Origin of the sequence: Lysobacter sp. CCNWLW3, assembly GCF_036697405.1 — a bacterium.
In the GTDB taxonomy this organism is placed as follows: Bacteria; Pseudomonadota; Gammaproteobacteria; order Xanthomonadales; family Xanthomonadaceae; genus Lysobacter.
Window position 1 is genome coordinate 163,974 of record NZ_JBAHWA010000003.1, and the last position, 20,875, is coordinate 184,848.

A 20,875-nucleotide genomic window follows, 5' to 3' on the forward strand; every position below is an offset into this window, starting at 1 on the left:
GTTTAGCGCCTGGCCGGTGGTCCCGACGTGCCTGTCGTCCGCGATCCGGCGACCGCCGGACCGCGTCGGGCGACGAGCGTCAGGCCGGCATGTCGCGCAGCTTGCGTTCCTGGTCGGTCAGGCTGCGGGTGAAGCCCGGATTGCGGAAGATCCGGTTGCCGTAGTCCTCGATCGCCTTGCCGTCCTTGGGCAGCGGCACGCCCAGCGATTCCAGGCGCCAGATGATCGGCGCCATGGCGCAATCGGCCAGGCTCATTTCCGGGTTCAGGAAGAACTTGCTGGCCTTGAACAGCGGCACCGACGCGGTCAGCAGTTCCTTCAGGCGCTTGCGCGCGGCCTCGGCCTGGGCCTTGTTGCCGAGCTGGATGGCCTGCACCTGCGGCACCCAATCGTGCTCCAGGCGCAGCGTCGCCAGGCGCAGGCGCGCGCGCGACAGCGGATCGACCGGCATCAGCGGCGGATGCGGGTAGCGCTCGTCCAGGTATTCGCTGACCACGCTGGCCGCGTACAGGACCAGGTCGCGCTCGACCAGGGTCGGCACCGAGTGGTAGGGGTTGAGATCGACCAGGTCTTCGGGCGGGTTCTGCGGATCCACCGGAATCAGGTCGTAGGTGACGCCCTTGGCGGCCAACACCAGGCGCACGCGATGACACAGCACGCAGTCGGTGGAGGAAAACAGGGTCAGGGCATTACGCATACGTGGACTCGCCGCCATCATCGACCTCTCCAGCAACCGGAATCCGCCGGTCGCAAGACGCCCCCCACCCCGTGTGGGCGGTCGTCACGGTCCCCGAGCGTATGCGGTTTCCCCCCTTCAGCGAAAGGCTCCGGCATCCCGGCCGGCCTTACGAAGAAGGCCCGCGCATTGCTGCGCGGGCCGTTCGGGGAAATCGCTTAGTGCTCGACGTCTCGCCAGTACTCGCTCTTGAGCAGGTAGGCCAGGAAGGTGAACACCGCCAGGAACAGGATCACCCAAACGCCGAGACTTTCGCGCTTGAGGGCGGCCGGTTCGCCGGCGTACTCGAGGAATGCGGTGATATCGCGCACCGACTGGTTGAACTGCTCCGGCTCGAGGGTGCCGGCGGCGCCGGCCTCGAACTTGGTGAAGCACTTGCCGTCGATTTCGCTGGTGCCGTGCGGGCACTCCATGATCGGCTTGCCCTTGTCGTCCTTCTTTTCGCCGAACAGGCCGTGCGCCGGCTCCTTGTCGGTGAACTTGGGAGTCTGGGTGCCCTGCATCTGCCACAGCGGATTGGGCATCGAGGCGTTCGGGAACAGGGCGTTGTTCCAGCCCAGCGGACGCGCCTCGTCCAGGTAGAAGGACTTGAGGTAGGTGTAGATCCAATCGCTGCCGCGCACGCGCGAAATCACGCTCAGGTCCGGCGGCATCTTGCCGAACCACTGGTTGGCGTGCTCCGGGGTCAGGCTGACCTGGATCTGCTCGCCGAACTTGGCGCCGGTGAAGTTGAGGTTGTTCATCACCTCGTCTTCGGTCAGGCCCAGGTCCTCGGCGAGGCGCGAGTAACGCAGGTACTTGAGCGAGTGGCAGCCCGAGCAGTAGTTCATGTACAGCTGGGCGCCGCGCTGCAGCGACGCGCGGTCGCCCAGGTCGGTGCCCGCCTGCATCAGGTTGCCGCCGCCGGACGCGAAGGCGGTAACCGACACGAGCATGCCGGCGGCGAAAGTGGCGAGCTTCTTCACGATGCGGTTCTTCATCAGAGGCTGGCTGGTCTTAGTCATGCATCGTCACCCGTTCCGGAACCGGCTTGGTCTTGTCGAGCTTGGTCCACAGCGGCATGGTGATGAAGAAAGCGAAGTACAGGAAGGTCAGCACGCGGCCGATATCGGTCTCGACCGGATCGGTACCCGGACCGGCGCCGATCTTGCCCAGCCAAACGAAGCTCAGCGCGAACACGCCCAGCAGCACCTTGGACAGCAGGCCGCGGTAGCGGTAGGACTTGACCTTGGCGCGGTCCAGCCACGGCACCAGGAACAGGATCGCGATCGCGCCGAACATCACCAGCACGCCCGACAGCTTGTGCGGGATCACGCGCAGCATCGCGTAGTAAGGCGTGTAGTACCACACCGGCTTGATGTGTTCCGGCGTCACCAGGCGGTTGGCCTCGGTGAAGTTGTCGTGTTCCAGGAACCAGCCGCCGAACGCCGGCGCGAAGAAGATGATGAACGCGGCGATGATCAGGAAGAAGCCGACGCCCACCAGGTCCTTGACCGTGTAGTACGGGTGGAACGGGATGCCGTCCTTGGGCTTGTTCGCGTCCCAACGGTTGCCCTTCGGACCCTTCTTGATGTCGACGCCGTCGGGGTTGTTGGACCCGACCTCGTGCAGCGCGCCCAGGTGCAGCACGACCAGCAGCAGCAGCACCAGCGGCAGCGCGATCACGTGCAGGGCGAAGAAGCGGTTGAGGGTGGCGTCGCCGGGCAGGTAGTCGCCCATGATCCACTCGGTCAGGCCGTTGCCGATCACCGGGATCGCGCCGAACAACGAGATGATCACCTTGGCGCCCCAGAACGACATCTGGCCCCAGGGCAGCACGTAGCCCATGAAGGCTTCGGCCATCAGCACCAGGTAGATCAGCATGCCCAGGATCCACACCAGCTCGCGCGGCTTCTGGTAGGAGCCGTACAGCAGGCCGCGGAACATGTGCAGGTAGACGACGATGAAGAACAGCGAGGCGCCGGTGCTGTGCATGTAGCGGATCAGCCAGCCCCACTCCACGTCGCGCATGATGTATTCGACCGACGAGAACGCTTCGGCCGCGGACGGCTTGAAGTGCATCGTCAGGAAGATGCCGGTCAGGATCTGGTTGACCAGCACCAGCAGCGCCAGCGAACCGAAGTAGTACCAGACGTTGAAATTCTTCGGCGCGTAGTACTCGGTCATGTGCTTGCGGTAGACCGGCATCATGCCGGGGGCGCGCGCGTTGACCCAGTCCCAGACGCCGTTGGCGGTGCGGGTAATGATGTTGGACATGACTTACGCCGCTCCCTTCGGATCCACGCCGATGATGATCGTGGTGTCGTTCTCGTAGTGGTGCGGCGGCACCAGCAGATTGGTCGGCGCCGGAACGCCCTGGAACACGCGGCCGGCCATGTCGAAGCGCGACTTGTGGCAGGGGCAGAAGTAACCGCCCTTCCACTCCGGATCGAAGGGCTCGGGGCGGATCTCGGCCTTCATTTCCGGCGAGCAGCCCAGGTGGGTGCACAGGCCGACCAGGACCGAGATGTCCTCCTTGATCGAGCGGCCCTCGCCCTTGATGTAGGCCGGCTGCTGATCCTTGTTCTCGGACTTGGGATCGCGCAGGTGGCCGTCCAGGGTCGGCAGGGCCGCGAGCACGGCCTTGGAACGCTTGACGATCCAGATCGGCTGACCACGCCATTCGTAGACCAGGCGCTGGCCTTCTTCCAGGGCGCTGATGTCGGCCGTCACCGGAGCGCCGGCGAGCTTGGCGCGCGCACTGGGGTTCCAGGACTTGATGAAAGGCACCGCCGCGAAACCGGCCCCGACTGCGCCGACCACTGCCGTGGTCGCCGTCAGGAACCGACGGCGGCCCGTATTGATAGGATCGTTGACCCCTTGGTTGGCCATCCGGCACTCACTCCGCAAAACTGTAATTTCGAAGTTACGCCGCGCCGACCATGCCACTGGCGACGGCTCGCGGCTCAAAAGACGGGGAAGTGTAACGGAACGGTTAACGGCCCGACAATCCGCCGTTGCCGCGCCGAGCCGCCGTTGCGGGGCCTGCCGCGCCGCCGCAGCGGCGCCGAGCGCGCGCGCCAGGGCGTCGATCGCGTCGCGATCGGTGCGGAAACGACCGCGGGACGGGGATCAGCGCACCACGGGGCCGGCGCGGTAGCGCTGCGCCAGCAAAGCCACGCGCTGCACGTAGCGCTGGGTTTCGCTGTAGGGCGGCACGCCCTTGTACTTGTCGACCGCGCCCTCGCCGGCGTTGTAACCCGCCGCGGCCAGGGTCAGGTCGCCGTTGAAGCGCTTGAGCAGCCAGGCCAGGTACTGCACGCCGCCCTGGATGTTCTGGCCGGCGTCGAAGGCGTTGGATACCCCGAAGCGGCGGGCGGTGGCCGGCATCAGCTGCATCAGGCCCTGCGCCCCGACCCGCGACAGCGCATTGGGGTTGTAGGCCGACTCGGCGTGGATGATCGCGCGCACGATCGCCTCTTCGACCCCGTGCTGGCGCGCCGCCGCCGCGATTTCGTCGCGGTAGGCCTCCATGTTCAGCCGGATCGAGCCGAAGTTGACCCCCGGCCGCGCCGCGCAGGCGTAGCAGGTCTCCATGAAGCTGTATTTGATCGTCCGCACCGCCGAGGCATTGGCCAGGCCCTTGGGGCGCTTGCTGGTGTAGTGGCGGACGCCGTCCTTGATATAGGAGTAGACCTGGCCCTGGACCAGGCGCGAGGCCGACGCCGAGGGCGCCGCCGGCGTGGGGGCGGCGACGGCCGCTTCCGGCGCGGCGGCGCTGGCCGCGACCGCGCCAGGCGAGCCCATGAAGGTCGCCGGCGGGTTGGAGTGGATGGACGCCGGAGAACCGGCGACCGGATTGGCCGGGGTGGCGCTGCCGACGCCGCCGGACGCGGCCCGCGGCGGCGCATAAGGCGCGGCCCGGCTGGGCCGGAACTGGCTGACCACGGTGCACTTGGCGCCGGGCACGCGCTTGCTCACGTAACTGCGCTCGCCGCCCGCGCTGTCGCAGCGGTACACGGTGCCGGCCACGGCAGGCGCCGCGGCCAACAGGCAGACGATCCCCAGCAGTAGCGAGCCCCCCCTCATGGCGGCGAGTGTCTCCCTTCGCGCTTGAGTTGCCAAGTCCTTGATTCGAAAACGTGACGGCTGCCCGCGACCGGCCTGGCGGCGTTAAACTGGCGCCCCTTTCCGGCGCGGATTAACCGCCGCCCTCCCCGGACACCGCCATGACCGACACCGTTTTGCCCGCCGCGCCCGATGCCGGCGCGGCCACCGCCCCTCGGGGCAAACTCTTCATCGAGACCCACGGCTGCCAGATGAACGAGTACGACTCGGCCAAGATGGCCGACGTGCTCGCCGCCAGCGAAGGTCTGGAACTCACCACCGACGCGGCGCAGGCCGACGTCATCCTGATCAACACCTGCTCGATCCGCGAGAAGGCCCAGGAGAAGGTGTTCAGCCAGCTCGGGCGCTGGAAACAGCACAAGCAGGGCGACCGCCCGGTCATCATCGGCGTCGGCGGCTGCGTCGCCTCGCAGGAAGGCGAGGCCATCGTCAAGCGCGCGCCCTACGTCGACCTGGTGTTCGGCCCGCAGACCCTGCACCGCCTGCCCGAACTGATCGCGGCCAAGCGCGCCACCGGCAAGCCGCAGGTCGACATCAGCTTCCCCGAGATCGAAAAGTTCGACCGCCTGCCCGAGCCGCGCGCCGACGGCCCCAGCGCCTTCGTCTCGATCATGGAAGGCTGCAGCAAGTACTGCTCGTTCTGCGTGGTGCCCTACACCCGCGGCGAAGAGGTCAGCCGCCCGTTCGAGGACGTGCTGGTCGAGGTCGCCCAACTCGCGGCCCAGGGCGTGCGCGAGGTCAACCTGCTGGGCCAGAACGTCAACGCCTATCGCGGGCCCTACGGGGACGAAGGCGAGATCGCCGACCTGGGCCTGCTGATCCGCACCATCGCCGAGATCGACGGCATCGACCGCATCCGCTTCACCACCTCGCACCCGCTGGAGTTCAGCGACTCGCTGGTCGAGGCCTACCGCGACGTGCCGCAGCTGGCCAACTACCTGCACCTGCCGGTCCAGGCCGGCAGCGACCGCGTGCTGGCGGCGATGAAGCGCGGCTACACCGCGCTGGAGTTCAAGCAGAAGATCCGCAAGCTGCGCGCCGTGCGCCCGGACATCTCGATCTCCTCGGACTTCATCGTCGGCTTCCCGGGCGAGACCGAGGCCGATTTCGAGAAGACCATGAAGCTGATCGAGGACGTCGGCTTCGACCAATCGTTCTCCTTCATCTACTCGCGCCGCCCCGGCACGCCCGCGGCCGATCTCGAGGACGCGGCCAGCGACGCCGACAAGCACGCGCGCCTGTCGCGCCTGCAAGCCGCCATCAACGCCAACGCGATGCGGATCTCCGAGTCCATGGTCGGCAGCGTCCAGACCGTGCTGGTCGAAGGCCCCTCGCGCAAGGATCCCAACGAACTCACCGGCAAGACCGAGAACATGCGTTCGGTGAACTTCCCGGCGCCGGCGCGGCTGATCGGCCAGTTCGTCGACGTGGTCATCACCCAGGCGCTGTCCAACTCGCTGCGCGGACGGGTGCTGACCGAACAGGACCGCAGCGCCGCCTGAGCCCGGAGACCCGCATGGACCGCGACTTCAACATCCGCGAGATCGGCCCGGACGAGTTCGACCGGCTGTGGCCGATCTTCCACGAAGTGCTGGCGCGCGGCGAAAGCTACAACTACCCGGCCGAGCTTTCGCTGGAACGCGCGCGCGAGATGTGGACCGCCCCGCCCTACCGCTGCTTCGTCGCCGAGGGCGACGACGGCGAGACCCTGGGCGGCTACAAGATCGGCCCCAACTACGCCGGCCGCGGCGATCACATCGCCAACGCCAGCTACATGGTCGGCGAGCGCTACTGGGGCCAGGGCGTGGGCTCGGCCATGTGCGAACACTCGCTGGCGCAGGCGCGCCAGGCCGGCTACGCGGCGATGCAGTTCAACTACGTGGTCAGCAGCAACGCGGCCGCGGTGCACCTGTGGCTCAAGCACGGCTTCCAGATCGTCGGCCAGATCCCCGGCGCCTTCCGCCACGTCAGCCTGGGCCTGGTCGACGTGTACGTGATGCACCGCATGCTGTGAGGCGACGCGTCGCCGCGCCGCCTACGCCCTAGACCATGAAGCCCAGATCGCGGCTCGGGTAGTTGCGCAGGTTCGGGAAGATCAGGTCCAGCTCGGACTCGCCCACGCCGAACCAGCGCGCCAGGGTCGCCGCGTACTGATCCACCGACGTGGTCGGAATGATCTGACCCCAGCCGGCGTCGTCCGGGCCCTCGTTCTGCAGGGTCGGCATGCGGCCGAAGAAACGCCCGCCGCGCACCGCCCCGCCGACGGCGAAGTGATGGCTGCCCCAGCCGTGGTCGGAGCCGTCGCCGTTGGACGACAGCGTGCGGCCGAAGTCCGAAGCGGTGAAAGCGGTGACGTTGTTGGCCACGCCCAGTTCGACCGTGGACTGGTAGAACGCGGTCATCGCCTGCGACAGCTGCGACAGCAGCGCCGGCTGCTCGGCCAACAGGCGGTCGTGGTGATCGAAACCGCCCATCGACACGAAATACACCTGCCGCTTCAGGCCCAGCACGCTGCGCACCTTGATCAGCCGGGCCACCATCTTCAGCTGGCCGGCCAGGTCGTTGTCGGGGAATACCGTGGTCAGCGGCGTCGAGCTCTCCAAGGCGGTGGACACGGCCTCGGCGTTCTCCCGCGCGCGCCGGAACGCGTCCGCATAGCTGCGCTCGAACACGTGGCTCTGCGTGCCCTGTTGCATCAGCCCCAGCATCGCCTCGCGGGTGTCGCCGTCCCATTCGAAGTAACTGAACCTGCGCGGGCCGTCGCTGCCGATCACGTACTGGCTGCCGCCCTGGCCGCGATGCAGGATGCTTTCGAAGTTCAGGGCGATGTTCATCGGGATGAAGGCGCCGGGGTTGGCGTCGTGCAGCAGGTCGGCGATGCGACCTCCCCAGCCCAGGCCGCTGCCGTCGTTGGCGCGCGAGATCTGCCAATACGACTGCTGGTCGTTGTGCGAGAACAACTGCGGCGGCACGTCGGCGCCGCCGGCCTGGTACTGCGCCTTGGTCACCGGCCGCACCAGCGTGCCGACGTTGCCCAGGATCGCCGCGCGCCCGCCGTTGAACAGGCCCTGCAGGCCGCTCATGCCGATGCTGTCGTTGTCGCCGGTGGACGCCTGCAGGCCGTAGTCGGCACCGTCGGAGGCGGCGCCGCCGGCCTGCGGGGTCAACGCCAGCAGGCGCGACTGCGGTACCGCCAGGGTCGCGCGTGCAGCGGCGTAGCGCTGGTAATGGGTGGTGCTGCGCGGCACCACCATGTTCAAGCCGTCGTTGCCGCCGAACAGGAACACGCACACCAGCGCCTTGTAGTCGGAGAACGCGTTCGGGCCGTAGGCGCGGGTCGCCGACTCCAGCAGGCGCAGGTTGCCGCGCGCCGAGTACAGGCCGGCACCGCCCAGGCCCGCGAGGATGGCCCGGCTCAGGAATTCACGACGCCTCATGATCGTCTCCTCGTGCGTTCATTTCTGCACCACGTATTCGGGCGAGTTGACGATGATGTACAGCGCTTCCTGGACCCGCACGCGGCGCTCTTCCGCGGTGCCGGCCGGCATGCCGTTCAAGCGATGCAGCAGCACGCTGCGCATCCGCTCCGACATCTGCCCCGACAGGAACAGGGTGTTGTAGCGCTGGATCAGCTCGGCCGGCCGCGTCGCATAGGGCAGATCGTCGGTCAGGTCGATCGCGACCTCGTGCGGGCTCAGGTCCGGCGCGCCGACGAAGACCTCGTAGATCTTGGCGCCGAAGTAGCCCTCGGTGCCTGGCATCATGTAGTCGGTGGCCAGTTGCATTTCCGGCGCGGCCAGCCCCAGCTGCGCGGGCTCGCCGATCGGCGAATAGGTCGGACTGAAGAAGTTGAACACCGACGGCGAGGACAGCGGCGCCTGGCCCATGCCGTAGCCGATGGTCCAGAACTCGTCCATGAAGCCCGACTGCGAGCGCGCCTTGGTCGCGCGCCAGACATGGGTCAGGCGCAGCAAGGGCTCGCGCACCTTGCCGAAGTGGGCCGGGCGCTGGCTGGGGTCGCGCGCCTCCGGGTCCAGCAGCACGGCCTTGACCACCGCCTTCATGTCGCCGCGCACGCCCTGCCCGTTGTCGTTGAAACGCGCCGCCACGCGGCCGACATAGGCCGGGCTGGGATTGCTGGTGACCAGGCGCTGGATCAACTGCCTGCCGATGAAGGGCCCGACGTTGGGATGCTGGAAGATGTTGTCCAGCGCCGCGCGCAGATCGGCCGGGCCGTCGCCGCCGGCCGGCAGCACGCCGCCGGCCAGGGCCACGCCCGGATACACCAGCAACTGCTTGGCCTGCGCCGAGGCATGGTAGGCGGCGTGGTTCTGCATCGGCCGCACCCAGGCCGGCGCGTCGGAATCGTAGTAGTAGCAATCGAACTCGCTGCAGCCGTTGAAGGTCCAACCGGTGAACACGTGGGCGAAGCCCTTCACCGTTTCCTGGTCGTAGGCCGGTACGCTGCGGCCGTTCTCCAGCACCGGCGTGCCGTCGGGATTCAGCCGCAGCAGACCCACGCTGAACAGCTGCAGCACCTCGCGCGCATAGTTCTCGTCGGGACGGATGTTGCGCGCCGGGTCGGGCTTCTGGTTCTGCATCATCGACAGGTAGATGCCCATCGCCGGATGCAGGGTCACGTCTTCCAGCAGCTGGCGGAAGTTGCCGAAGGCGCCGCGTGCGAGCGTGTCGTAGTAATCGGTGACGCCGTGCGGTGCATTGCCGAGCAGGTCCGAGTTGGCGTCGGACACCACCAGGATCTCGCTGAGCGCGAAGGCCACGCGCTGGCGCAGCTGGTCGCGGTGCACGAGTTGCGGATCGAAGGGGTCGCGCCCGCCCAGGGCGTGCAGGAACCAGGCGTCCATGCGCCATTCGCGGCGCATGTCGCCGCCGGTCGCGGCGCTGGCGGCGTTGAGGAAGCGCAGCTGCGACGACAGCGGCAAGCTCGCCTGCTCATCGATCCATCCCGCATAGCCGAGCTGCTGGACGCGGTCGATGTCGCTCCAGGTCGGACCGAACGTGGCCTGGGCGAGGAAACTCGCGGCCTGCGCGTCGTCGATCACCAGTTGCGCCGGCAGCGGTCCGGACTTCGGCGGCGCCGGCTTGGCCGCCGTCGCGACGGCCTTCGGCGCGGGCGCCGGTGACAAGGCACGCCACCAGCGGTCGGGCACCGACACCAGGCCCAGCACCAACAGCAGCACCGTCAAACGCGGCCAGACGGTCGCCCATCCCGCACGCAGCGCAATCCATTTCATGCCGCTCCCCAGCCCCCTGAACCGGCGCGATGCTAACGCGCCTGCGAGCTCGGATTCTTGATTGCACGCACAGTAATCGAAGCCGACGCCGCCAAGACCATCTTGACTGCCGGCGCCGCCGTTGATCTCAATCCAGTCGTTTGCGGAAACGCAGGATCGCCAGGGTCATCATCACCGCGATGAAGGCCAGCAGCGCCAGCACGTCCGGCCACAACTCCCACAGGTTCGCGCCGCGCAGCATCACCCCGCGGATCAGCCGCAGGAAATGGGTCAGCGGCAATACCTCGGCCAGCCACTGCACGACCTTGGGCATGCCCGCGAACGGGAACATGAAGCCCGACAGCAGGATCGACGGCAGAAATATGAAGAACGCCATCTGCATGGCCTGGAACTGCGACTGCGCCTTGGTCGAGATCAACAGCCCCAGGCTGAGGTTGGCGACGATCAGCAGGACCGCGGCGCAATACACCTCGAACACGCTGCCGCGGATCGGCACCTCGAACAGCCACAGACCCAGCAGCAGCACCAGGGTGGTCTGGATCAGGCCGATGCCGGCGTAGGGCAGCACCTTGCCGACCATCAGCTCGCTGCGGCTCAGCGGCGTGGCGATCAGCAGCTCCATATTGCCGCGTTCGCGCTCGCGCACCACCGCCACGGCGGTGAACATCACCATGGTCATGGTCAGGATGATGCCGATCAGGCCGGGCACGATGTTCACCGCCGAGCGCCGTTCGGGGTTGTAGAACGCGACCACGCCGATCTGGCCGCTGCCCTGCCCCGGGCCCGCGCGCAGCGGACGGTCGTTGCTGGTCGGGGCCGAGTTCAAGGGCAGCTGCGCCAGCTGCGCGGCCGCGGCCTGGACGCTGGTGTCGCTGCCGTCCACCAGCACCTGCACGGACTCGCGGCCCTCGTAGCGGCGGCGCTCGAAATCCGCAGGGATCACCACGCCGACGCTGATCTCGCCGCGGCGCAGGCGCTGCATCAGCTCCTCGGGCGTGCGCGCGGCCACGGTCGGATCGATCACGCCGGTGGCGACCATATCCATGACCACCGCGCGCGAAGCCGCGGTGTTGGCCTGGTCGGCGATGCCGGTCTCCAGGCCGCGCAGGTTGAGGTTGATCGCGTAGCCGAACAGCACCAGCTGCATCACCGGAATGCCGACGATCATCGCCAGGGTCACGCGGTCGCGGCGCATCTGCCGCAACTCCTTCAACACGATCGCGAACAGCCGGCGCAGGTTCATGCGGCACGCTCCGCGGGCGGATCGTCGCGGCCCTGTGTGGCGGAGACGAACACATCCTCGAGATTGGGTTGGGAAGGCTCGACCTGGGCCTCGACGCCGGCCTGGGCCAGCGCCTCGCGCAGGCGCGCGGCGGCATCGCCGTCGCGGTCGGTGAGCACGCGCAGGCTGTTGCCGATCTGGGCGACGCTGAGCACGCCCGGCACCGCGACCAGAGCCTTCTGCGCGCGCCGGGGCTGCGCCGCCAGCACCTCCACCGTGCGCCCGGCCAGGGCGTCGGTAAGCTCCAGCGGGGTGCCGTCGGCCACCAGCACGCCGCGGTCGAGGATGGCGATGCGATGGCAGCGCTCGGCCTCGTCCATGTAGTGGGTGGACACCAGCAAGGTGGTGCCGGCGTCGGCCAGATCGAACAGCTTCTCCCAGAAGTCGCGGCGCGATTCCGGATCGACCGCGCTGGTGGGCTCGTCCAGGAACAGCAGCTCCGGTTTCTGGATCACCGCGCCGGCCAGGGCCAGGCGCTGCTTCTGGCCGCCGCTCATGGTCCCGGCCAGTTGCTTCTGGCGATCCTGGAAATGGTATTGCTCGACCAGCTCGTCGATGCGCTGGCGCGCCTGCGCGCGCGGCATGTCCTGCACCGCGGCCAGGAACTCCAGGTTCTCGCGCACGGTGAGGTCCTCGAACAGCGAGAACTTCTGGGTCATGTAGCCGATCCGCTTGCGCAGCGCTTCGGCTTGTTCGGGAATGCGCAGGCCCAGCACCTCGATCTCGCCGGCGCTGGGCGTGAGCAGGCCGCAGAGCATGCGGATGGTGGTCGACTTGCCCGAGCCGTTCGGGCCCAGGAAGCCGTAGACGTGCGCGCGCGGCACGGTCAGATCGACCCGGTCGACCGCGGTCAGCGCGCCGAAGCGCTTGCTCAGGCCGCGTGCGCGGATCGCCGGCTCGGCGGCCGGTTCGGCGCCCTTGCGCGCGAGGGCGGGGTCGCCGTTCACTGACGCGCCTCGCCGGAGGCGGCATCGTCGAACTCCACCCGCACCGGCAGGCCCGCCGGCAGCTCGGCCGCATCGCGACCGGTCAATTCGACCTCGGCCAGATAGCTCAGGCGCGCGGCGTCCTCGCCGATCAGGGCGTAGTAGGGGGTGAAGTTGGGATCGCTGCGGATCGCACGCACGCGCCCGCCGTAGGCCCGTTCGCGGCCGTCGATGTAGACCCGCGCGCTCTGGCCGACGCGCACCTTGGCGCGGATCGGCTCGGGCACGTAGACGCGCGCGTAGGGCGCCGCGCCCACCAGCATCACCGCCAGCGGCGCGCCCACCGGCGCCTGGTCGCCGAGCTTGTACGGCAGGCTGTCGATCACGCCTGCGCGCGGCGCGACCAGGTCCAGCTTCTGCAGACTGACCTGCTGCGCCGCCGCCTGGGCCTGGGCCGCGGCCAGCGCGGACTGGCCCTGCGCGATCTGTTCGCTGCGGGTGCCGTGCTCGAGTTCCAGCAGCGCCGCCTGCGCCGCGCGCACCTGCGCCTCGGCATTGCCGGCGGCCGCGCGCGCGCGGTCGACGTCGGCGGCCGCGACCAGCCGTTGCCGGCCCAGCGGCTGCAGGCGGGTGTAGTAGGCGCGCGCGTCGGCGGCCTGGGCCTGGGCGGCGCCGAGCTTGGCGCGCGCCTGGGCGATGGCCTCGCCGCGCGGCCCGGCCTGCAATTCGGCCAGGGCGTCGCCGGCCTGGCGCGCCTGCGCCTGCAGGGCCGCCAGTTGCGACTGGGTGCGGTCGAGCTCCAGTTGCAGCAAGGGCGCGCCGGCGGCGACGCGCTGGCCTTCGCGCACGTCGATGCGCACGACTTTTTCCGCGGCCGGCGCGGGCAGGCTGATGCGGTCCCATTCCAGCGTGCCCAGGGCCTGCGGGCGGTCGTCGCCGCAGGCGCACAACATCAACGCCAGCAGCAGCGGCGCGGCCCAACGCGGACGAGGTTCGATCGGATGGCTCATCGGATCACTCCGGTAGACGGACAGCGTTCGGGTTCGAAGGGTCTCAACCGCAGCCCAGGCCACGATCGAGCAAGGCGATGGTGTGTTCGCGCAAGGCGGCGGTGTCGAAGGTCTCGATCCCGAACACGCGCTGCCAGACCGGCGCGCCGGCGATCGGGAACAGGGTCAGGCCGACCAGGGAGACCACCAGGAAGCGCGGGTCGAGATCGGCATTGAGTTGGCCGTCGCGCTGCGCCTGGGCGAAGCGCTGCGCCATCATCTGCGGCAGCTGCGGGCCGATCTGGTTCACCAACAAGTCGCGCAGCGCACCGCCCTCGCACAGCACCTCGCGCACCCACAAGGAGGGGAACCAGGGGTGTTCGGCCACGGTCTCACCGACCCCGCGCACGAAGGCCGCGATCAGGCGCGCGGTGTCGTCGCCGGCGGCCTGCAGATGACCGCGCAGGGTCGCGATCGCGGGCATCACCCGCTCCTGGATCACCGCCGCCTGCAACTGTTCCTTGTCGCCGAAGTAGTAGTGCAGCAGGGCCGGATTGACCCCGGCCTCGATCGCGATGCTGCGCAATGCGGTCGCGGCGATGCCCTGGCGCGTGTAGCAGACGATGGCCGCGTCCAGCAGCCGCGAGCGCAGGTCGGGGCCGTCCGCGACCGGACGCCCGGCGCGCCGGGCGGCGGTGGACTTGCGGGGACGGGACGGCTTGGCGGCTTGGTCGGTGCTCATGGCCCATATTTAATTCAATGATTAATTAGTTTACAAGAACGAGCCGACGAACGGTCGCGAGGCCAAGAACCCGGCCGGGCCGAAGGCCAAGGCATCAGCTCCAGGCGACCCGATCGATCGGCGCCGCGTCCGCAGCTTGCGATGACGCTTCAGGTCCGAGCCGGCGCTGCTTGCTCGCGCGGCGCTGGCGGCCAGACCAGTGGCGCTCCTGCAACCAGTCCGCGACCGCCGCTTGCCGCTCCCGCTGCCGCGCCGTCACCCGCGGAACTCGCGCCTGGCCAAGCCGCCCCTTCGCGCAAGCTCCGCTCACGTCGCGCCCGCTAAGCTCTCGCCCATTCCGCCACGGTGCGCTGCTCCATGCCCAACGCCTCCCCGCCCAGCCTGCTCGCGCGCGCCGCCGTCGGTTTGTGGTTCCTCGGCCTGGGCGTGCTCGGCCTGCTCCGCGGAGCGATGCGCGCATACCGGCACGGCCCTTTCGCCGCCGACACCGTTACCTCGCTATGGCTGATCGGCTCGGCGCTGCTGGTGGCGGTCGGCGCGATCGCGGTCGTACGCGCGGCCCGTCGCCAGCGCCAGCGCGACAGCGACTGAACACCGCCGTCGCCAGGCTTTGCGAAACCGCGCCGACGGGCGCAAGCTGATGCACCGGCGCGCGACGACGCGCGCGGTCCATGGAAGACATCCGCTCCCGATGCAAGCACGTACCGCCTCCGAATTCGTCCTGGAACCGGCCGAAACCGAACGCCTGGCCAACCTCAGCGGCCCGTTCGACGGCCACCTGCGCCAGATAGAACTACGCCTCGGCGTGGAAATCGCCAACCGCGGCAATGTGTTCCGCGTGGTCGGCCCGCAAGTCGCGGTCGGCAAGGCCGAGCGCCTGCTTCGCCAGCTGTGGAAGGACGCCGCCGAGGAAACCCTGGACGACGGCGCGATCCACCTCGCCCTGACCGAGTTCGACGCCGAACAGGTCGTCAACGACGACATCGAACCGCAAGAGGTCGCGATCCGGGTCAAGCGCGGCACCATCCGCGGCCGCGGCGCCAACCAGGCCAAGTACCTGCATGCGATCGCCAGCCACGACATCAATTTCGGCATCGGCCCGGCCGGTACCGGCAAGACCTTCCTGGCCGTCGCCAGCGCGGTCGAGGCGCTGAACGAAGCGCGCGTGCATCGCCTGATCCTGGTCCGCCCCGCGGTCGAGGCCGGCGAAAAGCTCGGCTTCCTGCCCGGCGACCTGACCCAGAAGGTCGACCCTTACCTGCGCCCGCTCTACGATGCCCTCTACGAGATGTTGGGCGTGGAGAAGGTGGTCAAGCTGCTGGAAAAGAACGTGATCGAGATCGCGCCGCTGGCCTACATGCGCGGACGCACGCTTAACGATGCCTATGTGATTCTGGACGAAGCGCAGAACACCACGATCGAGCAGATGAAGATGTTCCTGACCCGTATCGGTTACGGCAGCACCGCCGTCGTCACCGGCGACCTAACCCAGATCGACCTGCCCAAGCACATGAAGTCCGGGCTCAAGGACGCTCTGGACGTGTTGCGCAACGTCAACGGCATCAGCTTCACTTTCTTCGAAGCGCGCGACGTGGTCCGGCACCCGCTGGTGTCGCGCATCGTCAGCGCCTACGACGCCCGCGACGCCCAGGACGCCCAGGACGCCCAGACCGGTCCGTCGGCCTGACCCGACCCACTCCCATTCCGACAAGCCGATGACCAAAGGCCCCGTCCGTCTCGATGTCGCGATCACTTACGCGGTCCCGCGCACCGGCATTCCGGCCGCGGTGAGCTTCCGTCGTTGGGTCGCGGCCGCGCTCGACAGCCGCATCCGCGAAGCCGACCTGGCGATCCGCATCGTCGGCAGCAAGGAAGGCCGCGCGCTCAATCGCCACTACCGCGGCCGCGACTACGCGACCAACGTGCTCAGCTTCCCGGCCGAGGTGCCCGAAGGCCTGCCCAAGGGCGTCAAGTTCCCCTTGCTGGGCGACCTGGTGATCTGCGCACCGGTGGTCGCACGCGAGGCGCGCGAACAGAAGAAGCCGCTGGCCGCCCACTACGCCCACCTCACCGTCCACGGCGCCTTGCACTTGCTGGGCTGGGACCACGAGGACGAACGCGAGGCCGAGTGCATGGAGCAGTTGGAGCGCGAGATCCTGGCCGGGCTCGGCATCGCCGATCCGTATCTGGAAGATTGAAGCTCGGCATCGCCGCTGCGCACCCGCAAGATCGAGGCCAGGGCGGCCGAATCCGAACCATCGGCTCCGGAACCGCGCCGCATCGCCGGCGCCTTGGCGCCAGAGCTTGGGCGAACGCCGGCGACCTGGCCCGAACTCGGAGCCGCTGCCAACGCCACTCCCCCGAACCATCCGTGACGAGCCCGTCGAACCATGAACCGTGGACCGACAGCGCCGCATTAGCACTGCGCTGAGACGACAGCCTGGGCCGAAGAGCCCCTGCGCCACGCCTGGGCGCCACCGGCGGATGACAAAGCAGGCCGACGTCAGGATGCCGGATTCGTGCGAATACCGGCCCAGGGCCGCGGCTGCACGGCTCCACGCAACACGGGCCCCACAGCCGGCATGCGAACGACCAAACGGCCAGGCCGGCCCACCGGCTTCGGCCAATAGCGCTCGGTGCAGCCGCCCAGTCCTTGTCCGCATGCGTGACGGCTACGACCGATCCGGCCCTGGTCTGCGGCCGCGCCCTTCACAGCACCCGCCCTGCCCGCGTTGAACAAGAGCGAACGCAGCACGCAGCGGCTTGCGTTGCCCAACGATCAGGAGAGAAACATGCCTTACATGACCCAAAGCATGAGCTCGGGCATTCTGCCCGTCATCCAGTACTACCGCCGGCAATCGCAACCTCACGTCAGCCATGCCGAGTCCGGCGCCTTCACCACAGACGCGACCGCCGCCTACGCCACGGCCAACAACATCGCCACCAACGCCGTGGTACCCGGGAACTACCGCAGCGGTCAGGGGAGACCCGCGAACCGGAACGCCGTAGAGATATGACAACCGTGCGCCGGCCGGACGGGTCGATCTCCAGAGGCGCCCGCCCCCGCATCCGCCGGCGTTGTCGCACTGCGCTCCCACGGGGCCTAGAGGCAGTCGATCAGGCCGTCGTAGAGCGTGCTTTGCGTACCCGGCAAAGGCGCGCGCAATGGGGTATCGCCGGCCAGCGCACCCAGCAGGGCCTCCATCGTCGTGCGCGGCGCCAGCGGCGCGCGGCAACGCCAGTGCTGGAACTGGGCCTGGATCCGGCCGGTCGCCGGATCGATCTCCTCGTTGCTGGCGGCGAACGACCACAAGCATTGGCCGACCCGCCCGTTGGAGCGCTCCACCGAGCAGCTGAAGCGCAGCGACTGGATGTTGCTGTACTCGCCCTCGCAGAAAGTGTCGCCACAGATGTCGTCGAAGTTTCGACGCAGATGATGGAGCAGGCCGTACCAGGCCTCTAACTCGGCGTCGCTGCGCAGATAGCTGCCGGCTTCGACATAGGCGCCCTCCGGCTCGACGATCGCGAACGCCGCCGGCGCGGCAAGCAGGGACAGGGCAGCCGTAGCGGCGATCGACCAGCGACGAAGTGGGTAACGATGCATGTGCGCTCCTCCTTGAGTGATGGAATCGCCTGGCGACGCTGGCCTCGGCGAGCAGGCTCAGATTGCGATCTGCGCGAGAACGAAACCATCGGGCGATTCCCCATGCGGACGTAGGAAATCGCCGCATGCGTTTTCTATGTCTTGTGCGACGGGAACCGGCACATCGAACGACGCCATCGCCGCGCCGTTCACCGACGCGCCAACGGGAGGATTTCCTACTGTGCGGCCACGCAAGCCGGCCGACACTGGGTCATCACCGCAAAGGACGGCCGTATGAATCGCATGCAAGGAATCACCCTGCTGGAAATGCTGATCGCGCTGGTAATCGCCGCCGTGGTGGCCGGCATCGCGGTGCCGGCCGTGGTCGGCGCCTGGGCCAAGGCGCGTCTGTCCGGCGTCGCCATGGCGATGACCGACAGCTTCCTGACCTCGGCGCGCGTGGCCATGTCCAGCGGCAGCGCGGCCATCATCTGCCCGGCGGCGGGCGCCGGCTGCGACGACAGCGTGGAATGGAGCCAGGGCTGGATGATCTACACCGACGTCGACGGCAACCGTCGTTACGACCCCTACGACCCGGTCATCCAGCGCGCTCAGGCGCTGACCGGCGGCCTGCGCATGTACAGCACACAGGGGCGCCGGCGGCTGGTGTTCCAGTCCGACGGCGGCAACGAGGGCAGCAACGTCAGCTTCACCCTTTGCGCGGACAGCGGCGAGCAGGTCGGCTCCCTGGTGCTGTCGAACGCCGGGCGCTTCCGCCTGGCCGAACCCACCGGCTCGCAGCGCCTGCGGTGCGAGGGCGGCTGAGCGCTCGGCGAAACGCCGCGGCGTCGGCGCGTGCCGGCCCGATGACACCGGGAACACCGCCGGCACGCGCCGACCGTCGGTCCGCAAGCGCCGCTCGGCGTTGTCCGCGCCCCCTGACCGACGCCCACCCCGACACCCCGGCAAACCATCCGGGTTAGACTGGAGGCCACGCCCTTCCCCCGACGGGCATAGTGCAAGCATCGAATGTCCGAGGACGACAGTAGTCACACCGAGCAGCCCGAGAAACGGCGCTCCTGGCTAGAACGGATCAGCTCGGCGCTGTCCGGCGAGCCCACGACCCGAGAAGACCTGGTCGAATTGCTGCGCGACGCGCAGGCCGACGGGCTGATCGCCGCCGATACCTTGCGGATGATGGAGGGTGCGATCGCCGTATCCGACCTCACCGTGGGCGACGTGATGATCCCGCGCTCGCAGATGGTCGTGCTGCCGGCGGACGGCAAGTTCCTGGATCTGATGAAGCTGGTGGTCGAATCCGGCCACTCGCGCTTCCCGGTCCATGGCGAGGACAAGGACGAGATCCTCGGCGTGCTGCTGGCCAAGGACCTGTTGCGCGGCGTGGTCGCCGACAACGGCCCCGGCACCATCCACGAGCTGCTGCGCCCGGCGGTGCTGATCCCCGAGTCCAAGCGCCTGGACGTGCTGCTGCGCGAGTTCCGCCAGTCGCGCAACCACATGGCGATCGTGATCGACGAGCACGGCGGCGTGGCCGGCCTGCTGACCATCGAGGATGTGCTGGAACAGATCGTCGGCGAGATCGACGACGAGCACGACGATGCCGAAGACCCGAACGCCCTGATCGCGGCCCAGGCCGACGGCCAGTACGTGGTCGATGCGCTGACCCCGATCGCCGATTTCAACGAGCGCTTCGGCGCCGACTTCGACGACGACGAGTACGACACCATCGGCGGCCTGGTCACGGCCGCGATCGGGCACCTGCCGGAAGCCGGCGAGGAACTCACCCTGGGCCGCTTCGTGTTCCGGGTCGCCGGCGCCGACGCGCGCCGCGTGCACGCCTTCCACGTAGGCGTGCTGGGCAAGGACTGACGGATGCGGTGCCCGGCGGTGGCGCCGATCCGTCGCCGACGCGATCATGCCCGCGTCAGCAGCGCCGCTTAGAATGGCCCGACCCGACGAACGGCTGCCCGCCTTGAACCCCATACGCCGCGCCCTGCCCCCGCTGTTCGCCGTCGCCTTGTGGCTGTACGCCCTCGCCGCCTTCGCCGCCCCCGCGGGCCAGACCGCGCTGCAGGGCGCGCCGCCGCAGAGCGCGCCCGCCGTCGCCGCGCAAGCCGAGGCGGTGCCGCGCATCGGCATGGCCACCATGCAGCCGGGCGAAATTTTCTGGGAACGTTTCGGCCACGACTCGATCGTGGTGCTGGACCCATCCACCGGCGCGGCGACCTCGTACAACTTCGGCTTCTTCGACCCGGAAGCACCCGACTTCATCGCCCGCTTCGTGCGCAACGACATGCGCTACCGACTGGCCGCGCTGCCGTTCGAGCAGGACCTGGCGCTGTACCGCGAGGAAGGTCGCGGCGTGTCGATCCAATGGCTGGACCTGGACGACGACCAGGCGCGCACGCTCGCCGCCACCCTGGCCGAGAACGCCAAGCCCGAGAACGCCTACTACCGCTACCAGTACTTCGACGACAACTGCGCCACCCGCGTGCGCGACGCCATCGACCGCGCCTTGGGCGGCGCCCTGCGCCGGCAGATCGAAGGCCGCTCGCATGGCAGCACCTTCCGCAGCGAAGCGGTGCGCCTGGCCTCGCCGGCGCCGTGGATGTGGCTGGGTTTCGACATCGGCCTGGGGCCGTCGGCCGACGCTCCGCTGCCGGTGTGGAAGGAGTCCTACGTGCCGATGCGCCTGGCCGCGGCCCTGCGCGAAACCAAGAACACCCAGGGCCGGCCGCTGGTGCTGTCCGAACAGGAGGTCCTGCCGCACCGGATCGCGCCCGAGCCGGTCGATGCGCCGATCGACTGGGTGCCGTGGGCGCTGTCGGGCGTGGTGGTCGGCCTGGGCCTGGCCTGGCTGGGCCGGCGCCGTCCGCGCCTGTTGGCGGCGATCGCGCTGCCACTGTGGGGCCTGTGCGGCATCCTGTCGGCGCTGATGCTGTTCATCTGGTTCGGCACCCAGCACACCTACGGCTGGGCCAACCAGAACCTGCTGCTGTTCAATCCGCTGTGCTGGCTGCTGTGGCTGGGCGGCTGGCGCGTGCTGCGCGGGCGCGAGGCCGGGCCCTGGTTCGGACGCCTGCTGGCGGCGGTCGCGGCCTGCGCGGTATTGGCGCTGTTCGCGCACTGGTTGCCGATGCAGCCGCAGCGCAACGTGCATTGGATCAGCCTGATGCTGCCGCTGCACCTGGGCCTGATGCTGGGCTTTCGCAAGCGCTGAGGCTGGCGCGCGGC

21 protein-coding genes are annotated in these 20,875 nt (G+C 68.7%); 9 read left to right on the top strand and 12 right to left on the bottom strand.

The features are described from left to right. Nucleotides 1–79: 79 nt before the first annotated feature. From V1318_RS08155 to V1318_RS08175, 5 genes are all read right to left on the bottom strand, one after another. The gene (locus V1318_RS08155; protein ID WP_332939291.1) at nucleotides 80–715 is read right to left on the bottom strand and encodes a glutathione S-transferase N-terminal domain-containing protein; all 636 of its coding nucleotides are present in this window, start codon (nucleotides 713–715) and stop codon (nucleotides 80–82) included. Between the two features lie 179 nt (nucleotides 716–894). Then, on the bottom strand, nucleotides 895–1,716 hold the full coding sequence (locus V1318_RS08160) for a cytochrome c1 (protein WP_332939292.1): 822 nt from the start codon (nucleotides 1,714–1,716) through the stop codon (nucleotides 895–897). Nucleotides 1,717–1,732: 16 nt separating this feature from the next. Further along, nucleotides 1,733–2,992 (bottom strand): cytochrome bc complex cytochrome b subunit, encoded by a 1,260-nt coding sequence (locus tag V1318_RS08165; RefSeq protein ID WP_332939150.1) that lies wholly within the window; start codon nucleotides 2,990–2,992, stop codon nucleotides 1,733–1,735. 3 nt (nucleotides 2,993–2,995) lie between these two features. Continuing rightward, nucleotides 2,996–3,607: a ubiquinol-cytochrome c reductase iron-sulfur subunit gene (petA, locus tag V1318_RS08170; protein WP_332939151.1), complete on the bottom strand. Its 612-nt coding sequence runs from the start codon at nucleotides 3,605–3,607 to the stop codon at nucleotides 2,996–2,998. A 240-nt stretch (nucleotides 3,608–3,847) separates the two neighbouring features. Next, complete coding sequence (locus V1318_RS08175) at nucleotides 3,848–4,804, bottom strand: lytic transglycosylase domain-containing protein (protein ID WP_332939152.1); 957 nt, start codon at nucleotides 4,802–4,804, stop codon at nucleotides 3,848–3,850. A 140-nt stretch (nucleotides 4,805–4,944) separates the two neighbouring features. Between V1318_RS08175 and miaB the strand changes: the two genes are divergently transcribed. Further along, nucleotides 4,945–6,345 carry a tRNA (N6-isopentenyl adenosine(37)-C2)-methylthiotransferase MiaB gene (miaB, locus tag V1318_RS08180; RefSeq protein WP_332939153.1) on the top strand — a complete coding sequence of 467 codons (1,401 nt, stop codon included), beginning with the start codon at nucleotides 4,945–4,947 and terminating at the stop codon, nucleotides 6,343–6,345. Between the two features lie 14 nt (nucleotides 6,346–6,359). After that, on the top strand, nucleotides 6,360–6,857 hold the full coding sequence (locus tag V1318_RS08185) for an N-acetyltransferase (protein ID WP_332939154.1): 498 nt from the start codon (nucleotides 6,360–6,362) through the stop codon (nucleotides 6,855–6,857). Between the two features lie 28 nt (nucleotides 6,858–6,885). On the opposite strand, the gene V1318_RS08190 is transcribed toward V1318_RS08185, so the two are convergent. The 6 genes from V1318_RS08190 to V1318_RS08215 form a co-directional block, all read right to left on the bottom strand. Then, nucleotides 6,886–8,280, bottom strand: coding sequence for a DUF1501 domain-containing protein (locus tag V1318_RS08190; RefSeq protein WP_332939156.1), 1,395 nt, complete (start codon nucleotides 8,278–8,280; stop codon nucleotides 6,886–6,888). 18 nt (nucleotides 8,281–8,298) lie between these two features. Beyond that, the gene (locus V1318_RS08195) at nucleotides 8,299–10,098 is read right to left on the bottom strand and encodes a DUF1800 domain-containing protein (RefSeq protein WP_332939157.1); all 1,800 of its coding nucleotides are present in this window, start codon (nucleotides 10,096–10,098) and stop codon (nucleotides 8,299–8,301) included. 127 nt (nucleotides 10,099–10,225) lie between these two features. Continuing rightward, on the bottom strand, nucleotides 10,226–11,341 hold the full coding sequence (locus V1318_RS08200; protein ID WP_332939158.1) for an ABC transporter permease: 1,116 nt from the start codon (nucleotides 11,339–11,341) through the stop codon (nucleotides 10,226–10,228). Continuing rightward, nucleotides 11,338–12,270: an ABC transporter ATP-binding protein gene (locus V1318_RS08205; RefSeq protein WP_332939293.1), complete on the bottom strand. Its 933-nt coding sequence runs from the start codon at nucleotides 12,268–12,270 to the stop codon at nucleotides 11,338–11,340. The genes V1318_RS08200 and V1318_RS08205 overlap by 4 nt, the downstream gene beginning before the upstream one ends. A 53-nt stretch (nucleotides 12,271–12,323) precedes the next feature. After that, nucleotides 12,324–13,259, bottom strand: a complete 936-nt coding sequence (locus V1318_RS08210; protein WP_332939294.1) for an HlyD family efflux transporter periplasmic adaptor subunit — start codon at nucleotides 13,257–13,259, stop codon at nucleotides 12,324–12,326. 100 nt (nucleotides 13,260–13,359) lie between these two features. Further along, complete coding sequence (locus V1318_RS08215) at nucleotides 13,360–14,037, bottom strand: TetR/AcrR family transcriptional regulator (protein WP_332939159.1); 678 nt, start codon at nucleotides 14,035–14,037, stop codon at nucleotides 13,360–13,362. Nucleotides 14,038–14,394: 357 nt separating this feature from the next. Here V1318_RS08215 and V1318_RS08220 point away from each other — a divergent pair, with 357 nt between their 5' ends. The 4 genes from V1318_RS08220 to V1318_RS08235 all read left to right on the top strand — a co-directional run bounded on the left by V1318_RS08220 (nucleotide 14,395) and on the right by V1318_RS08235 (nucleotide 17,054). Then, nucleotides 14,395–14,628, top strand: a complete 234-nt coding sequence (locus tag V1318_RS08220) for a hypothetical protein (protein ID WP_332939160.1) — start codon at nucleotides 14,395–14,397, stop codon at nucleotides 14,626–14,628. A 100-nt stretch (nucleotides 14,629–14,728) separates the two neighbouring features. Then, the gene (locus V1318_RS08225; RefSeq protein ID WP_332939161.1) at nucleotides 14,729–15,724 is read left to right on the top strand and encodes a PhoH family protein; all 996 of its coding nucleotides are present in this window, start codon (nucleotides 14,729–14,731) and stop codon (nucleotides 15,722–15,724) included. A 28-nt stretch (nucleotides 15,725–15,752) separates the two neighbouring features. Beyond that, nucleotides 15,753–16,235, top strand: a complete 483-nt coding sequence (ybeY, locus tag V1318_RS08230) for an rRNA maturation RNase YbeY (protein WP_332939162.1) — start codon at nucleotides 15,753–15,755, stop codon at nucleotides 16,233–16,235. Between the two features lie 594 nt (nucleotides 16,236–16,829). Continuing rightward, nucleotides 16,830–17,054 carry a hypothetical protein gene (locus V1318_RS08235; RefSeq protein ID WP_332939163.1) on the top strand — a complete coding sequence of 75 codons (225 nt, stop codon included), beginning with the start codon at nucleotides 16,830–16,832 and terminating at the stop codon, nucleotides 17,052–17,054. An 86-nt stretch (nucleotides 17,055–17,140) separates the two neighbouring features. On the opposite strand, the gene V1318_RS08240 is transcribed toward V1318_RS08235, so the two are convergent. Next, nucleotides 17,141–17,641, bottom strand: a complete 501-nt coding sequence (locus tag V1318_RS08240; RefSeq protein WP_332939164.1) for a hypothetical protein — start codon at nucleotides 17,639–17,641, stop codon at nucleotides 17,141–17,143. Between the two features lie 273 nt (nucleotides 17,642–17,914). Here V1318_RS08240 and V1318_RS08245 point away from each other — a divergent pair, with 273 nt between their 5' ends. The 3 genes from V1318_RS08245 to V1318_RS08255 all read left to right on the top strand — a co-directional run bounded on the left by V1318_RS08245 (nucleotide 17,915) and on the right by V1318_RS08255 (nucleotide 20,861). After that, a complete protein-coding gene (locus V1318_RS08245) occupies nucleotides 17,915–18,445 on the top strand; it encodes a GspH/FimT family pseudopilin (RefSeq protein WP_332939165.1) in 531 nt (176 codons plus the stop codon). 204 nt (nucleotides 18,446–18,649) lie between these two features. Continuing rightward, a complete protein-coding gene (locus tag V1318_RS08250) occupies nucleotides 18,650–19,510 on the top strand; it encodes a transporter associated domain-containing protein (RefSeq protein WP_332939166.1) in 861 nt (286 codons plus the stop codon). Nucleotides 19,511–19,709: 199 nt separating this feature from the next. Further along, nucleotides 19,710–20,861 carry a DUF4105 domain-containing protein gene (locus V1318_RS08255; RefSeq protein WP_332939295.1) on the top strand — a complete coding sequence of 384 codons (1,152 nt, stop codon included), beginning with the start codon at nucleotides 19,710–19,712 and terminating at the stop codon, nucleotides 20,859–20,861. Nucleotides 20,862–20,875: the final 14 nt, after the last annotated feature.

What these genes read in the sequence shown, in the direction of transcription:
- V1318_RS08155 (WP_332939291.1), bottom strand. Translation starts at nt 715, where the DNA reads ATGGCGGCGAGTCCACGTATGCGTAATGCCCTGACCCTGTTTTCCTCC.
- V1318_RS08160 (WP_332939292.1), bottom strand. Translation starts at nt 1,716, where the DNA reads ATGAAGAACCGCATCGTGAAGAAGCTCGCCACTTTCGCCGCCGGCATG.
- V1318_RS08165 (WP_332939150.1), bottom strand. Translation starts at nt 2,992, where the DNA reads ATGTCCAACATCATTACCCGCACCGCCAACGGCGTCTGGGACTGGGTC.
- petA (WP_332939151.1), bottom strand. Translation starts at nt 3,607, where the DNA reads ATGGCCAACCAAGGGGTCAACGATCCTATCAATACGGGCCGCCGTCGG.
- V1318_RS08175 (WP_332939152.1), bottom strand. Translation starts at nt 4,804, where the DNA reads ATGAGGGGGGGCTCGCTACTGCTGGGGATCGTCTGCCTGTTGGCCGCG.
- miaB (WP_332939153.1), top strand. Translation starts at nt 4,945, where the DNA reads ATGACCGACACCGTTTTGCCCGCCGCGCCCGATGCCGGCGCGGCCACC.
- V1318_RS08185 (WP_332939154.1), top strand. Translation starts at nt 6,360, where the DNA reads ATGGACCGCGACTTCAACATCCGCGAGATCGGCCCGGACGAGTTCGAC.
- V1318_RS08190 (WP_332939156.1), bottom strand. Translation starts at nt 8,280, where the DNA reads ATGAGGCGTCGTGAATTCCTGAGCCGGGCCATCCTCGCGGGCCTGGGC.
- V1318_RS08195 (WP_332939157.1), bottom strand. Translation starts at nt 10,098, where the DNA reads ATGAAATGGATTGCGCTGCGTGCGGGATGGGCGACCGTCTGGCCGCGT.
- V1318_RS08200 (WP_332939158.1), bottom strand. Translation starts at nt 11,341, where the DNA reads ATGAACCTGCGCCGGCTGTTCGCGATCGTGTTGAAGGAGTTGCGGCAG.
- V1318_RS08210 (WP_332939294.1), bottom strand. Translation starts at nt 13,259, where the DNA reads ATGTTGTGCGCCTGCGGCGACGACCGCCCGCAGGCCCTGGGCACGCTG.
- V1318_RS08215 (WP_332939159.1), bottom strand. Translation starts at nt 14,037, where the DNA reads ATGAGCACCGACCAAGCCGCCAAGCCGTCCCGTCCCCGCAAGTCCACC.
- V1318_RS08220 (WP_332939160.1), top strand. Translation starts at nt 14,395, where the DNA reads ATGCCCAACGCCTCCCCGCCCAGCCTGCTCGCGCGCGCCGCCGTCGGT.
- V1318_RS08225 (WP_332939161.1), top strand. Translation starts at nt 14,729, where the DNA reads ATGCAAGCACGTACCGCCTCCGAATTCGTCCTGGAACCGGCCGAAACC.
- ybeY (WP_332939162.1), top strand. Translation starts at nt 15,753, where the DNA reads ATGACCAAAGGCCCCGTCCGTCTCGATGTCGCGATCACTTACGCGGTC.
- V1318_RS08235 (WP_332939163.1), top strand. Translation starts at nt 16,830, where the DNA reads ATGCCTTACATGACCCAAAGCATGAGCTCGGGCATTCTGCCCGTCATC.
- V1318_RS08240 (WP_332939164.1), bottom strand. Translation starts at nt 17,641, where the DNA reads ATGCATCGTTACCCACTTCGTCGCTGGTCGATCGCCGCTACGGCTGCC.
- V1318_RS08245 (WP_332939165.1), top strand. Translation starts at nt 17,915, where the DNA reads ATGAATCGCATGCAAGGAATCACCCTGCTGGAAATGCTGATCGCGCTG.
- V1318_RS08250 (WP_332939166.1), top strand. Translation starts at nt 18,650, where the DNA reads ATGTCCGAGGACGACAGTAGTCACACCGAGCAGCCCGAGAAACGGCGC.